This window comes from Candidatus Neomarinimicrobiota bacterium, from assembly GCA_030743815.1.
Classification (GTDB): domain Bacteria; phylum Fidelibacterota; class Marinisomatia; order Marinisomatales; family S15-B10; genus UBA2146.
In genome coordinates this window covers 1-13704 of record JASLRT010000066.1, presented here as the reverse complement: position 1 = coordinate 13704, position 13704 = coordinate 1, and the positions used below count along the sequence as shown (strand labels likewise).

At 49.0% G+C, this 13704-nt stretch carries 15 protein-coding genes; all 15 read right to left on the bottom strand.

Translation table 11 applies throughout. The annotated features are described in order from the left end of the window. A complete protein-coding gene (gene lysS, locus QF669_05310) occupies positions 1-1500 on the bottom strand; it encodes a lysine--tRNA ligase (protein ID MDP6456857.1) in 1500 nt (499 codons plus the stop codon). Between the two features lie 14 nt (positions 1501-1514). Beyond that, positions 1515-2640 (bottom strand): peptide chain release factor 2 gene (gene prfB, locus QF669_05305; protein ID MDP6456856.1). Its coding sequence is split into 2 segments (ribosomal slippage): positions 1515-2567 and positions 2569-2640, totalling 1125 coding nucleotides; the frame shifts between segments, so codons are not numbered across the junction. A 62-nt stretch (positions 2641-2702) separates the two neighbouring features. Next, positions 2703-3476 (bottom strand): diadenylate cyclase CdaA, encoded by a 774-nt coding sequence (cdaA, locus tag QF669_05300; GenBank protein MDP6456855.1) that lies wholly within the window; start codon positions 3474-3476, stop codon positions 2703-2705. Then, a complete protein-coding gene (folP, locus tag QF669_05295) occupies positions 3473-4312 on the bottom strand; it encodes a dihydropteroate synthase (protein MDP6456854.1) in 840 nt (279 codons plus the stop codon). Before folP ends, cdaA begins: the two co-directional genes overlap by 4 nt. 120 nt (positions 4313-4432) lie before the next feature. Beyond that, positions 4433-6448 (bottom strand): ATP-dependent zinc metalloprotease FtsH, encoded by a 2016-nt coding sequence (gene ftsH / locus QF669_05290; protein ID MDP6456853.1) that lies wholly within the window; start codon positions 6446-6448, stop codon positions 4433-4435. 5 nt (positions 6449-6453) lie between these two features. Beyond that, the gene (gene hpt / locus QF669_05285) at positions 6454-6984 is read right to left on the bottom strand and encodes a hypoxanthine phosphoribosyltransferase (protein MDP6456852.1); all 531 of its coding nucleotides are present in this window, start codon (positions 6982-6984) and stop codon (positions 6454-6456) included. Between the two features lie 19 nt (positions 6985-7003). Next, on the bottom strand, positions 7004-8425 hold the full coding sequence (gene tilS / locus QF669_05280) for a tRNA lysidine(34) synthetase TilS (GenBank protein MDP6456851.1): 1422 nt from the start codon (positions 8423-8425) through the stop codon (positions 7004-7006). Positions 8426-8509: 84 nt separating this feature from the next. Further along, the gene (locus QF669_05275) at positions 8510-9460 is read right to left on the bottom strand and encodes a methylenetetrahydrofolate reductase (GenBank protein ID MDP6456850.1); all 951 of its coding nucleotides are present in this window, start codon (positions 9458-9460) and stop codon (positions 8510-8512) included. Between the two features lie 59 nt (positions 9461-9519). Beyond that, the gene (locus QF669_05270; GenBank protein ID MDP6456849.1) at positions 9520-10587 is read right to left on the bottom strand and encodes a hypothetical protein; all 1068 of its coding nucleotides are present in this window, start codon (positions 10585-10587) and stop codon (positions 9520-9522) included. Further along, positions 10580-10729, bottom strand: a complete 150-nt coding sequence (locus tag QF669_05265; protein ID MDP6456848.1) for a hypothetical protein — start codon at positions 10727-10729, stop codon at positions 10580-10582. The genes QF669_05270 and QF669_05265 overlap by 8 nt, the downstream gene beginning before the upstream one ends. Next, positions 10719-11402, bottom strand: coding sequence for a cytochrome c biogenesis protein (locus tag QF669_05260; GenBank protein ID MDP6456847.1), 684 nt, complete (start codon positions 11400-11402; stop codon positions 10719-10721). Before QF669_05260 ends, QF669_05265 begins: the two co-directional genes overlap by 11 nt. Next, complete coding sequence (locus QF669_05255; GenBank protein MDP6456846.1) at positions 11399-12061, bottom strand: heme exporter protein CcmB; 663 nt, start codon at positions 12059-12061, stop codon at positions 11399-11401. Before QF669_05255 ends, QF669_05260 begins: the two co-directional genes overlap by 4 nt. 3 nt (positions 12062-12064) lie before the next feature. Continuing rightward, complete coding sequence (locus QF669_05250) at positions 12065-12742, bottom strand: ABC transporter ATP-binding protein (protein MDP6456845.1); 678 nt, start codon at positions 12740-12742, stop codon at positions 12065-12067. Between the two features lie 62 nt (positions 12743-12804). Continuing rightward, positions 12805-13086 carry a hypothetical protein gene (locus QF669_05245; GenBank protein MDP6456844.1) on the bottom strand — a complete coding sequence of 94 codons (282 nt, stop codon included), beginning with the start codon at positions 13084-13086 and terminating at the stop codon, positions 12805-12807. After that, a partial coding sequence (locus QF669_05240; protein ID MDP6456843.1) for a cytochrome c-type biogenesis CcmF C-terminal domain-containing protein occupies positions 13087-13704 on the bottom strand: 618 nt, incomplete at its 5' end.

The window sequence follows — 13704 nt, the reverse complement described above, 5'->3', positions numbered from 1 at the left end:
CTACTCATCGGCCACTGGTCGCATGGCGGGGAACAAAATCACATCTTTGATGGTCTTCTGTCCGGTAAGGAACATCACCAGTCTATCGATTCCAATCCCCACACCACCGGTAGGCGGCATTCCCGATTCCACAGCCCGCAAAAAGTCTTCGTCCAGTGTCTGTGCCTCTTCGTCACCCTTCTCACGAAGATCAGCCTGAGCTTCCAAGCGCTGCCGCTGATCTATGGGATCGTTTAACTCCGAAAAAGCGTTGGCAAATTCGGCTCCGTTGATGAAAAGCTCAAACCGCTCCACAACGGCGGAATTACCGTCCCTCCTGATCTTGGCAAGAGGCGAGATCGCTTTCGGATAATCGATAACAAAGGTAGGGGCGATAAGCTCAGGTTCCACCAACTCTCTCATCAGCACTTCATACATCCGTCCCAAATGAGCGTCCGACTCAAGTTCAATGCCCTTTTCACGACACAAACTCTTAAGGTGCTTTTCATCGGCATCTGTCAGATCCTCACCCACCGCTCCAGCCAGGAGATCCATATACGATTTCCTGCTGAACGGCTTAGTCAGATCAACCTCAGATTCACCAACAGCAACTATCTTGACTCCGATTGACTTGGCGGCAACTCTAATGAGATTCTCGGTGAAATCCATCAGAAACAGATAGTCCACGTACGCTTTATAGAACTCGAGCATGGTGAATTCCGGATTGTGATTCCTGTCCATCCCTTCGTTCCGGAATACTTTCGATAGTTCATAGACGCCGTCGTAGCCGCCGATAATCAGCCGCTTCAGGTAAAGTTCATCGGCGATTCTCAGATACAACTCCTGATCAAGGGTGTTGTGTCGCGTCTTGAATGGCCGGGCAGAAGCGCCGCCGTAAAGCGGCTGCAATACAGGAGTTTCCACCTCTACAAATCCTTCACCATCCAGAAAACTGCGGAGAGCCGTAATGATTTTCGCCCGCTTAATGAAAGTACCTCTAACTTCGGGATTGACAATCAGATCGAGATACCTGTTACGGTATCGCTGCTCCTTGTCCGCAAAGGCGTGAAAAGTGGAGCCCTCCTTTTCCTTAGCTCCCGGCAGAGGCCTGAGACTCTTGGCCAGAAGAGTCAGTTCTGCGCATGAGACTGAGATTTCACCACTTTTCGTCCTGAACACCTCTCCGCTGATACCGACAATATCACCAAGGTCCAGAAGTTTGAACAGTTCGTACGCTTTTTGACCTACAATATCCTGTTTGATATAAGCCTGCATCTTACCCAAACTATCCTGGACGTGACAGAAGGATGCTTTGCCCATCCGCCGTATCGAGATGATCCTGCCGGCAATACTCACTGTCTTGCCCGATAATTTGTCGTAGCCGCTCAAGATCTCTTCTGTCACATGAGATACATGATAAGAATACGGATAGGGAGTGATCCCCAACTCCTCAAGCCGTTTAAGCTTCTCTGTCCGGGCTTCGATAATCTGCTTAAGACTTTGCTGTTTATCTTCTGTCATCTGGCATACAAACCTTAGTTTACCTCTTTAGCGTGATTCTGCTTTTCGCTTGCCTGCTGAAGCAGAAACGTTCTGATCAGTTTGTTGAGATCACCATCCATAACGCGCTTAGCATCACCAATTTCCAGCTTTGTCCGGTGATCTTTAACCATCATGTAAGGATGAAAAACATAGGATCGGATCTGACTGCCCCAGCCGATGTCCTTCTTCTGATCCTCCAATTCCTTGATCGACTCAGCCTGTTCTTCGAGCTTCCTCTGGTACAGCCTCGCCTTCAGGATTTTCATAGCGTTGGCCTTATTCTTATGTTGAGATCGCTCGTTCTGGCACTGCGCAACGATATTTGTCGGAATATGAGTAATACGAACCGCCGAATCCGTCTTATTCACATGTTGTCCGCCGGCCCCGCTGGCCCTGTAGGTGTCAATTCGCAAATCTTCTGTCTTGATATCAATTTCAATCTCTTCATCCAGTAAAGGATAGATAAAGATAGAAGCAAACGATGTGTGTCTGCGGCTGGAAGCGTCAAAAGGGGATATCCTGACGAGGCGATGGACACCAACTTCCGCTTTTAAGAGACCGTGTGCATATTCACCTTTCACCTCGATAGTAACATCTTTTATACCGGCCTCGTCCCCCGGCTGATAATCAATCACATCGTATTTAAATCCTTGCCGCTCTATCCAGCGGACATACATCCTGTAGAGCATGTCGGCCCAATCCTGTGATTCCGTACCGCCTGCTCCCGGATGAATCGTTAGGATAGCATCTTTTGCATCATCGCTGCCGCTAAGAGTCAGTTTGAGCTCAAGATCATCGACCATAGTCTCTAAAGAAACAAGCTCGCTCTCAGCCTCACTCTTCATAGACACATCTTCCATTAAGAAGTCGAGCAGAACTTCGAGATCGTCACGCTTCGTCTGGGCATCGCTCCAGAGAGTCAACTCCTTTTCAATGACTGAAATTCTTTTAAGCGTGGATTGAGCCGAAGAAGCGGTAGCCCAGAAATTGTCCTGCATCGTCTTCGACTTGAGTTTCTCTAAAGTGGATTCCAGGCTTGGAATGTCAAAGATACCCCCGAAGATGCTGATAGTGCTCATCCAGCAGCCGAAATTTTTCCTGTAGTTCAGAAGTGTCCATCATTCCGCGGGTATTAAGTCAAAAGTTAAACATGAGTGGTGCCAATCTCAAAGAGAGGAGTACTACTCGCCCGAGCCGACAAAAAGGTTCTCATTCAGAAACCTTCTGAGGGCGAATTCGTCGAGATTGAGATGGAACATACCGTTCAGCGCCACCGAGATTCTTCTCTTCTCCTCCGAAACGACAACAGCGATAACATCTGTCTCCTCGCTGATACCCAGTGCGGCCCTGTGTCTTGTACCCATATCAGGATCTATCAGCTCACTTTCAGTGAGAGGTAAGATGCACTGCGCAGCTTCAATCACGTCATTCTGGATAATGACTGCACCGTCGTGTAAAGGTGACGATGGGTTAAACAGTGATGTAAGCAGAGGAGCACTGACCTCTGATTTCAGGGGCGTACCTGCTTCCTTGATAACTTTCAGACCTGTGTCTCTCTGGAGGACAATCAAGGCGCCCCAGCCTCTCTGCTTTATCTGCTTGGACGCCTCCACAACAGCGTCGATAGTTGCTGACGTTCCGACCCTGAATAGTCGCCTGAAAAACCGGGTCCGTCCCACATAAATCAGCAGGCGTCTCAATTCCGGCTGAAACAGGATAACAAACGCCACCACCCAGACAGTCTGCACCTGATCGATAATCCATGTCATTCCGCGCATGCCTACGGCGCGAAAAATGAATGAACTGAGCAGGATAATAACAAGTCCCACCAGCATATGGCCGGCACGGGTCCCCTTAAAATAGCCATATAATTTGACAAAAAGCCACGCCACCAGCACAATATCGATTAGATCGAGAAGTGTCACCGTTAGGAAGCCGAGTTCAAAGAGTGTCATGCCGCAGCCCCCTCCAGCCGTATCGCATCGGTCATCTTCGCCACGCGCTTCATTTCCTTAACATCGTGCACTCGTACTATTCTGGCGCCGTTCAGGATTGCAGCCGTGATAGCTGACGCCGTCCCTTCAAGCCTGTCATCCACGGCAAGATCCAGTGTGCTGCCGATAAACGATTTTCTGGACGGCCCCACCATAACGGGAAAACCGAGTTGAACCAGAAGCTGCAGTGAATTCAGAATTATGAAATTATCCGCAACCGTCTTGCCAAATCCGATGCCTGGATCGATAACAATCTGATCATCACGGATGCCCGCAGTCCTGGCAACATTGATCTGAGCAACAAAAAACTGCTCCAGATCGCCCATCAGATCATCATAGTGTGGATCGATTTGCATGTCTCTGGGCGTCCCTTTCATATGCATAATGATGACTGAAGCTCCGTAGTACGCCACAACACCAGCCATGTCCGAGTCAAAGCGCAAGCCCGAAATATCGTTTATTATCTCGGCACCCATCTCAAGTGTTTCCCGCGCCAGTTGACTCTTGTAAGTATCTATCGAGACCGGAACATCTAATGATGCCGTCAACTCTTGTACCACAGGTAGAACTCTTTGCATCTCCTCTGCCAGCGTGATTGGGACGGCGCCGGGTCGTGTCGATTCCCCGCCTACGTCGATAATATCAGCACCTTCTGCAACCATTGCGTGGGCACGCTCAATGGCAATTGCCGGATCGAGGTTGTTACCGCCATCCGAAAAGGAATCTGGCGTAACATTCAGCACACCTACGATAAGCGTCCTGTTCAAATTTAACAGATCATTCAGCAAACTGTTCATACCAACTTATTTATCCATGAAAGAATCCGGTTTGGACGCTTTAGCCTGGTGATTGAAATGATAAAAAGTGACGTGCGGAAATAAAGATAACTCAAGAGAAGACCAAAAAGTCGTGGATGATTATGCTGTCTTCCCCGCAGACTTTCGAGGCCCTCTCGGCTTCTTCTTGGCATTTTTTCTACCATTCGCAGAGACGGATGCCTTCTTCCTCAACTTCTTGCCGGCCATAATCTTATTCATGTCTGCGCCGTCGATCGTCTCATGCTTAAGCAGTTCTCGTGCCAGATTATGAAGTTTATCCAGATTCTTCTTTAGAAGAGCGAGACTTTCATTTTCAACTTCCCACACAATCCTTGCCACTTCTTTATCAATCTTTTGGGCGGTCATTTCACTGTAGTCGCGATGAGTCGCAATCTCCCGCCCGAGGAAGATTTCTTCGTCTTTTTTGCCGTATGTCAGAGGACCAAGTTCGGAACTCATACCCCATTCACAAACCATTTTGCGGGCGAGTTCGGTTGCAATTTCAATATCGTTACCGGCACCTGTGGTAAGCTCATTGAAGACAAGTTTTTCAGCGGCACGGCCCCCGAGAAGAACAAGAAGTCGCGTCTTGATGTAAGATTGAGAATAGTTATGTTTTTCATCTATAGGAAGCTGGGCGGTAAGACCGAGTGCGCGGCCTCGCGGAATGATCGTGACCTTGTGCACGGGATCTGCATCAGGGAGAAGCTTTGCCATAAGGGCGTGGCCCGATTCGTGGTATGAGGTAAGCTCTTTCTCTTCGTCACTCAGGATCATGCTCTTCCGTTCGACGCCCATCATTACTTTATCCTTGGCTTCTTCAAAATCTTCCATGGAGACTTTGGATTTACCATTCCGTGCCGCCAGGAGTGACGCCTCATTGACCAAATTCGCTAGGTCCGCACCGACAAGTCCGGGAGTACCTTTAGCCACAACTTTCAAGTCCACATTCTTGTGCATGGGAATCTCTTTGGTATGTACCTCAAGAATCCCCTCTCTCCCTCGAAGGTCGGGCACATCCACGATGACACGCCTGTCGAACCTGCCGGGCCGCAAGAGCGCATTGTCAAGGACATCCGGCCTGTTTGTTGCTGCCAGCAGAATCACGTTCGTGTTAGGCTCAAAACCATCCATTTCAACCAGAAGTGCATTCAGCGTCTGTTCCCGCTCATCGTGACCACCGCCGAGTCCGGCGCCGCGATGTCTGCCCACAGCATCAATTTCATCAATAAAAATAATGGCAGGGGCATGCTTCTTGCCTTGCTCAAACAGATCCCTAACCCGCGAAGCACCAACACCGACAAACATCTCCACAAAATCGGCGCCGCTGAGACTAAAGAATGGAACGTCCGCTTCACCTGCCACCGCTCTGGCAAGAAGTGTTTTTCCTGTCCCCGGCGGACCCAGTAGCAAGACACCCCGCGGAATTTTCCCACCCAACTTCTGATACTTCTCTGGATTCTTGAGAAAAGCGATAACTTCCGTCAACTCCTCTTTGGCTTCCACACATCCAGCCACATTCTTGAAAGTGACCTGAGGCTTGTCGGACTCCCACAGTCTGGCCCGGCTCCGACCGAAACTGAAGAGACCTTTGCCGCCCATACCGCCCTGCATCCGGCGCATAAAGAAAAGCCAAATGAGGATCAGTAACAGCCACGGCCCCATACTCAGCAGGTAGCTGAACCAGTCGATCTTCTTCTCTTGAAAACTGTACTTGAGGTTATTCCGATTCCATTCAGCGAGAACCGATTCATTAACATAGGGTAACGTGACAACAAACCTGTCTACTTTCCCGATCACCTGATCATTGACGACCAGATCGATTTCTTCTGTCAATCTTCCGTGAAACTCTTTCTCAATTATCATGGCCTCAGCGATCATGTTCGAGTTCAGGTATTCCATATACTGGAAGTAGTCGATGGTCATCTCCTTTCTCCCCCTCCCCGTGAAAAGGCTGGAGAGGAAGATTGCCGAGATGAGAATTACAATCCAGATAAGGGACGTTTTACCAGCCTGTTTCCACTGAAAAGTGTTCTGCTGGTTTTTTTCTGGTGACTGCTTTGTCGGACTCTGTTTCACCCGCTTTGAGTCTCCTTTTGTCGCTTTTTTTGCCATATCTGCTAACCGTTCTCCTCTAATTCTTGCTGACCGTCAAGGCGATAGATACCCTTAAGATTGCGCATCTTCTGATCAAAATCCAAGCCGTAACCTACAACGTAATCCTTGGGGATTGTAAAGCCGACATAATCCAACTTAAAATTTAACTGCGCTACCTCTTTTTTGAAAAGTAAAGTTGCCACTGAGATCGAGGTCGGTCCAGCCCCCTTCAGTCGGGACATGAGGAAGTTCATAGTAAGACCTGAATCTACAATGTCTTCCACAATTAAGACGTCTCTTCCTGTAATATCCGCTGAAATATCTTTGAGTAAGTGAACGGTTCCTTGGGAGCTTGTACCTTCATAGCTGGAAATCTTTATAAAATCAACTTCACATTCGATGGAGAGTTCCCGTACGAGATCGGCCATGAAGATAAAACTGCCGTTAAGAACACCGATAAGAATAGGTACCTTACCTTCAAAATCAGCGGAGATTTCAGCGGCAAGCTGTTTGACTTTTGTCTCGATCTGCTGTTCTGTAAAAAGTTCCCGCATACACTCGTTCCTGATTTAGTTAAACATGCGCCCATGTAAGCTGGGCCATTTTATCCGTTCTGCTTGTCACTTTGAACCTGTCATCCAGCTGTACGCCACACAGCCACGCCAGCTTCCCATCCACCGTCAGAACTGTCTGCTGCTCCTTGCGGAACCTGTCGATCTTCTTGTCGATCAGCAGATCACTCACTTTCTTGAATCCTTTCAATCCGAGGGGTTTCATACGGTCGCCCGGCTGCCACATCCGAAGCTCTAGCGTCCTGTTCTCAAGAAAGCGGAAATCTACACACTCCTTTGACCTGTCGGCTGTGAATTGAGCCGGCGGCGCTGTAACATCCATCTGGAACCTGTAATCACCACAGACGACCGATACGGCACGTTCAGCCGCAAAACGGCAGGCCTCCCCTCTGTCACCGTTCTCGTGCGCGAGAATAAACCGATCCCTGTCGCGCAGCATTCGCCAACCACAGGGCAGACAGAGCACTTGACCTGTCTTACTGCCGGTGAGGAACTCTTCGAGCCGAAGCCATTGATGATGCCGCCAAGGTGATTCGGGTGCGTCAGCTTCCACAATCTGGTGAATCAACCGCTTCTGAATTTCCATCGGCAGCGCCGCCATCGCCGATGTTTGAATGTTTATGCGCCCGAAAGCGTCTTTTGAAACAAGGCTTGTCTTCAGGTTTTCAACTTCAGCCCGGAGCAGGTTCTCGAGGCTCCTCATTTCATCTGCCAGTCTGGATGCAGTCTCGATGAAATCGGGATCTGACTTCAGGATAGGCGGTAAAACTTCGTGCCGAATCCTGTTACGGCGAAAGCGGGTATCGCTGTTGGACTGATCCTCACGCCAACTGAGCTCCTGTTCTCTGGCATAAGTCAGAATTTGCTCTTTAGTGAATGGGAGGAGCGGTCGCACGATGCGACCTCTCCGCCGATGGATGCCGCCCATGCCTCTTACACCGGCGCCGTCCATCATACGCATCAGAACCGTTTCAGCCTGATCGTTGGCGTGATGCGCTGTGGCGATAAAACTGAATCCTTGTGCAGACGCCTCATTCTCAAGAAAGTGATAGCGATGGCGACGTGCGTACGCTTCCCAGCTCTCTCCATCGTGAGCAACGTTGCGAGGCAGTCTGCCTGAAAAACAGTCCAATCCGTAACTGTTCGCAAGTTCCTTGACAAACGCCTCATCATCATCGGAGGCTTCTGCGCGCATACCGTGATTGTAGTGCGCCACGCCGATAGTCAGTCCGAAAGCCGGCGCCGTGCACGACAGGAGGTGGAGCAACACAACCGAATCGACGCCGCCGGAAACAGCGACGAGGACAGCCGATCCTTGTTTAATCAGTTTGTCAGTTGTGAGACTTTTATCGAAGGAGTACTGAAGAAAACCCGGGTCTCGATCGTCAAACAAAACGTTTATATCTGTTCTTATTTTAGTCACAGTAACCAAATATACACTGGCTTTGTCAGTCTTAAACAGAAAAATTGACGCTAAGAACGCCTCGCTGGCGGCGGCTGTTTCCGCTTACCTAATTTGAGAGACTATCTCCGTCACGGCCGAAGCGTCTTGCATGATGTAGAAATGGATGCACGGAACTTTTGCTTCCACCAGTTCCTGGCACTGCTGCAGCGCCCAGGCGACGCCAGCATCATATGCCTCCTTCTCAGGCAGCTCCATAACCGTTTGCGCTAACTTCTCCGGTATATCCACGAAAAAGTTCCTCGGTATGGAAGTGAGATGCGATCTGCGGGTCAGAATCTTCAGCCCCGGAATGATGGGCACCGTTATACCCATCTCGCGTGCCTTTTCGACAAAATTGAAGAATGCGTCGTTATCAAAGCACATTTGAGTTACAATATAGTCCGCACCGGCATCTACCTTTTCCTTCAGGTATCTGAGATCAGCGGCAAGATTAGGCGCTTCAAAGTGTTTTTCAGGATAGCCGCCGACGCCGATACAAAAATCTGTAGCATAGGCGTCCGCCAAGTCTTCCTCGACGTACTTTCCGCTATTCATCTCCTTGATCTGTCTCACCAGATCTGTGGTAAACTTGTTATAGGACTTGCCGCTCGTGCCGGATTGCTGTTTCCTAGTCTCATCTCCTCTGATGGCGAGCACATTGTCGATACCGAGATAGAACAGTTCGATGAGAGCGTCTTCTGTCTCTTCGCGCGTAAATCCCCGGCAGAGCAGGTGCGGAACTGTCTCAACGTCAAACCGATTCTTGATAGCAGCGCTTAGGCCGATGGTCCCGGGGCGTTTGCGGCGGATGTGGCGTTTAACGGTGCCGCCCGGCAGATCATCGTAATAGATTTCAGCCGCTCTACTGGTAAGGTCGATGAATGGAGGTTCGTACGGCATCAGTTGTTCCACCAGCTCGAATATCGGTTCCGCGCTCCTTCCTCTTAGTGGCGGAATAATCTCGTAACTTATCAAAGTTGAGTTGGCCTTCTTGAGATATTCAATAACCTTCATGTTATATTTTTTTTAGTATCGTCAGCAGACAAAAGGTTCATCCCTTGCTAAGTTACGAATTATACTTCAGAGAAAAAAAGGTGAGCAAGTGCGTTAATCTTCTTCTCCCAATTATTTGGGTGAAGAAAACATTCAGTCGCAGAAATGGAGCTCAAAAGGGAATTACCATCTTGAGGAGTGAAACAGTATCCTACCACCTCGTTCTGATTGTGAACCGTAAGGGTGGGTACCGCAACGACCGTCTGATTGAGAATGCGGCCATAGTGACCGTGGTCTCTACCAAATGAAAAAACAGTACTGGCACTCGTCTTCTCGGTCAGCGCGATGAGTGGATCGGCGGCGAATCTGTCAATCACATCCTGCAGCGTAACTTTTTCTTTCAGGCGTATATTGAACCAGATTACGTGCATATACTGAGAATTGATCCTCATTGCCGATGAGAAAAGGTTGGGTAAATAATCGACTGTCTGGAACAGCTCAACAGCATCTCTGGCGTGGTGCGTGCCGTAATTTTCAGCACTGTGCTTTCCCACCTCCGGCGCCGGGACAAATGCACTCGTCTGACTGATATCAGATGATCGTCGGATGCAGACAAACCGGCCCTCTTCGAGTGTGTCTTCGCCACGGTTAAGTGCAAGTGTCTTTGTAATGGCTGCAATGTTATGCGTGTTGCACGAGACGATCTGAATAAAGTTTTCTCCCTTTTTCTTTAACGCATCGTCGTTTATGCCGCGTGCATATTTCATCCCGAAACCATGTTCACTCCCCTGGGCCAGGAAGCCCTTGCCCTCTTTGACAAACCTATCGTAATACCTGTGCTTATTGCGGTGACCAATCCCCTTCGGCGTACAGTCGATGACCACGGTTGCTTTTTTAATTGCCTCTTCTGATTCAAGGTCAGGATTTATATCGATTTCTTTGAAACTTTCAATTTTATCTCCATCTACGGCAAGCTTTGCCCCCCTGCTCATGAGATCGTTGACCTTAGCCCGCTCCCGCAACAGAGGTGAATTCTTATGAAAGGTTATTTCATCGATGCCCAGTTCAGCTTGGTAATCAGACATGAGACCGATGAGCGGTTCACCGATTGTTCCCGTGCCAACAATGTGAACAATATTCTTACCCATTTTCTTCTTCCCCTTCGAGTAAAACTCCAAACTTTTTCATGATAGACTTTTCACGCCTCAGCATCCACAGAATCCAACTGATTACGCTACCGGCCACGATAATCAACACCGCCAGAAAGTAGCCGAAGTATTTATACGCCACGGCTTTGCTCCACTAGTCTGGCTTCCAGACCGAGTAGATGAATTCTGAATCTCATCATATAGATAAACAAGACAGTAAAGATAATTAGTGAAAAGAAGAAAGTACCGAGAACATCACCAGGCTGACCCCCCATTTCCCTCTGGGGGTGGGACTGAACGTCAGTTGCCCAGAAATCGACGGAATAATAGATAATTGGTACATCTACAAAGGCGACAATTCCGAGTACCGCTGAGAGGCGCCTGATTCTCTCGGGGGCACCGCCAAATTGTCTCAGCATGAAATAGCCCACGTATATTAGAACGATGATAAGCGTCGTTGTCAGTCGCGGCTCCCAGTTCCACGGCGTGCCCCAGATCGGTGTGGCCCAAATTGGACCAGTGATAAGAACCAGCGTGGCGAAGAAAGTTCCGTTCTCGGCGGCGGCAAGACTGAACCTGTCCCACCTGTCTTCTTTTGTCCGTAGATACTGGATCCCCCCTACCATAACCAGGAAATAAGCCAAAGCGCCGACCCACGCTGAAGGGACATGATAATAGAATATTTTCTGTGCCATCTGCTGATCGGGATCTATCCTTGTCTTCTCTAATACGAGAAAGAGACAAACAGCGGCCGACGCAACAATAAACGCCAGAAGAACCTTCGAACTCAATCTTGAATGAAATGTTTTCATCATTCCTCACTCACGAAATCGAAGATTATATATCCGAGCACACCAAATGCAATGACGAATGTCACAATAATCTGTGGCCAGATTTTCCAGTAAGTGAATTGAAGACCGATCATGAGTGCATCAGTGGACTTCACAGCGGCAATAAGGAGAGGCGTAATGAGAGGAAACAGCAACAGAGGCAGAAGGATCTCACTCATGCGGACGCGCATGACTATGCCGGAAACGAGACTCCCCAGGGCGGTGATGCCCAGATCGGTCAGGATAAAAATTCCGATCCAGCCTGCCAGATTCGCAGGCGGCGAAACTTGAAGAAAAAGTAAAAAGAGCGGAACGACTACCAATTGAGATACCAGAATGAAGATGAATCCGCTGACCCACTTGGACAGAAAGATGATGCTCCTATCCACTGGTGCCGAAAGAAGCATACCGAAGGCGTCAAATTCTTTTTCGAGAGAAAAGGCACGGTGAACCCCCATGGCTGCTATGAATAGAAACACCATCCACAGCAGGCCGGGGGAAAATCTCTCAATAGCCTCCGGCGACTGACGAAACGCTAAGGCATAAAGCAGAATTACCGCTACACCGAAAGTTATCATAGAGATTATTATCTCTTTGCTGCGGAACTCTATGGTGAGGTCTTTTCTCAGAAGTGCGGTAAACACGGTTCAGCTTTCGGCGACGGCCGTCTCCTTATCAGAATCAAACGGTTTATTCTGAACAACCTGACCTTCTCGAAGAATGAGGATACGAGGACAAAACCGCTCCAACCATTCACGCTCATGGGAGACAATCAACATGCTCCTCTCCTCTGCCTGCCACTGATTCACCAGTTCATCCAGCAGAACCATGCCCGATTCATCGAGACCGGCTGTAGGTTCATCCATCAGCACAATCTGCCACGGGATCGTTAGTGCTTTCGCCAGCCCCAACCGCTGTAGCATCCCCCGGGAGTAGTAGCGAATTGGATCCCATCTCTGATGGAGCAGCTCTACCCGTTCAAGAGCTTCGAGAATATTTTCTTTTGGTACCTGCGCAGCATACAACCTTGCCAGGAGCTGAAGATTCTCTTCGCCCGTGAGGGTGGGATAGAGATTCGGATTGTGCCCGATATAGAGTAGTCCCCTGCGGGCAGAAGGAGTCCCTTTCAGGAGAGAATTTCCGTTAAGGTACACTTCTCCACCATCACAGGAAGAGATGCGGGCCACCACCCGCAACAGTGTCGTTTTTCCGGCACCATTCTTACCGAAGATGCCGACGCTCTCACTCTGATGCACATCGAAAGTCACCCCCTGAAGTACCGGTCTCAAATGATAAGACTTTTGCAGATTTTCAACCGTCAACATATTAGTTATTCTCTAATCACTGAAGGTCTGTGCCGGATATTTCAGTCTAATCACCCAGACGGTTATGCCGCCGACTCGAGTCTCTCAATCTGCGCAAGAACACGGGACGCCTCTTCCTTTAGCAGGCTGCGAGTCCTGGAAAAATCTTCATCCGAAAGGTTACCCATTTCGAACTCCAATTCAGCCTCTTTGATCTGGCGGTACAGATTCCTTTTGTGCAACTGAAGCGCCTCTTCACGTCTCCCTTCCGCAAATGGGTTTTTGCGCGAGTCGGAGAAAAGCGGCTGAATGATAAAACCTGTTACGAGTAAGAACGTCAGGATAATCATCAAATGTGAATACATCTACTTCCTTCCCGATCTTGCGGGCCAGAAAGCGATAATAGAACCTAACACCAACAAGTATCCTCCTATCCAGACCCACCTCACCAGACGGTTTACCATGATTTTGATGGAGAGGATATCATTATTGGTATCGATGCTGCCAAGAACAGCGTAAACATCCTCACGGAAAGTGGAATAAAGATCCAGTTCACTGTGGGGCTGGCGACGGTTAGGATCCGGATTGGTGTGAAAATAGATTCTTTTCTCCGGATGAAGATCGGTCACATGTTGTCCATCCTTGCTCACATTCAGTGATGCAATCCAGGCGAAGTGGTTTGGTCTCTCTTCCTGGTTCACATCCGTCAAAGTGACAGCATAGCCGGCGATATTTACTTCATCACCTTTCTGCATCGTCCACTCTTGGTCAACGTCGAACGCCTTACCCACAAAACCGATAAACATAAACACAATACCGATATGGACAATGTAGCCTCCGTACCTGGTGCGATTTTTGGATATAATTCGAATCAGTGCCACGGGAATACTTTCATCACGTTTACCCCTCCGCACACGAACAGCACGGGTAAATTCCAGCACAATGGTTCCCAGTACAAAAAAGCTGAGAAAAATGGCGACCAG

Bases quoted from the DNA above. Each gene is read 5' to 3' on its own strand.
- lysS (MDP6456857.1), bottom strand. From the start codon at position 1,500: ATGACAGAAGATAAACAGCAAAGTCTTAAGCAGATTATCGAAGCCCGG.
- cdaA (MDP6456855.1), bottom strand. From the start codon at position 3,476: ATGACACTCTTTGAACTCGGCTTCCTAACGGTGACACTTCTCGATCTA.
- folP (MDP6456854.1), bottom strand. From the start codon at position 4,312: ATGAACAGTTTGCTGAATGATCTGTTAAATTTGAACAGGACGCTTATC.
- ftsH (MDP6456853.1), bottom strand. From the start codon at position 6,448: ATGGCAAAAAAAGCGACAAAAGGAGACTCAAAGCGGGTGAAACAGAGT.
- hpt (MDP6456852.1), bottom strand. From the start codon at position 6,984: ATGCGGGAACTTTTTACAGAACAGCAGATCGAGACAAAAGTCAAACAG.
- QF669_05275 (MDP6456850.1), bottom strand. From the start codon at position 9,460: ATGAAGGTTATTGAATATCTCAAGAAGGCCAACTCAACTTTGATAAGT.
- QF669_05270 (MDP6456849.1), bottom strand. From the start codon at position 10,587: ATGGGTAAGAATATTGTTCACATTGTTGGCACGGGAACAATCGGTGAA.
- QF669_05260 (MDP6456847.1), bottom strand. From the start codon at position 11,402: ATGATGAAAACATTTCATTCAAGATTGAGTTCGAAGGTTCTTCTGGCG.
- QF669_05250 (MDP6456845.1), bottom strand. From the start codon at position 12,742: ATGTTGACGGTTGAAAATCTGCAAAAGTCTTATCATTTGAGACCGGTA.
- QF669_05245 (MDP6456844.1), bottom strand. From the start codon at position 13,086: ATGTATTCACATTTGATGATTATCCTGACGTTCTTACTCGTAACAGGT.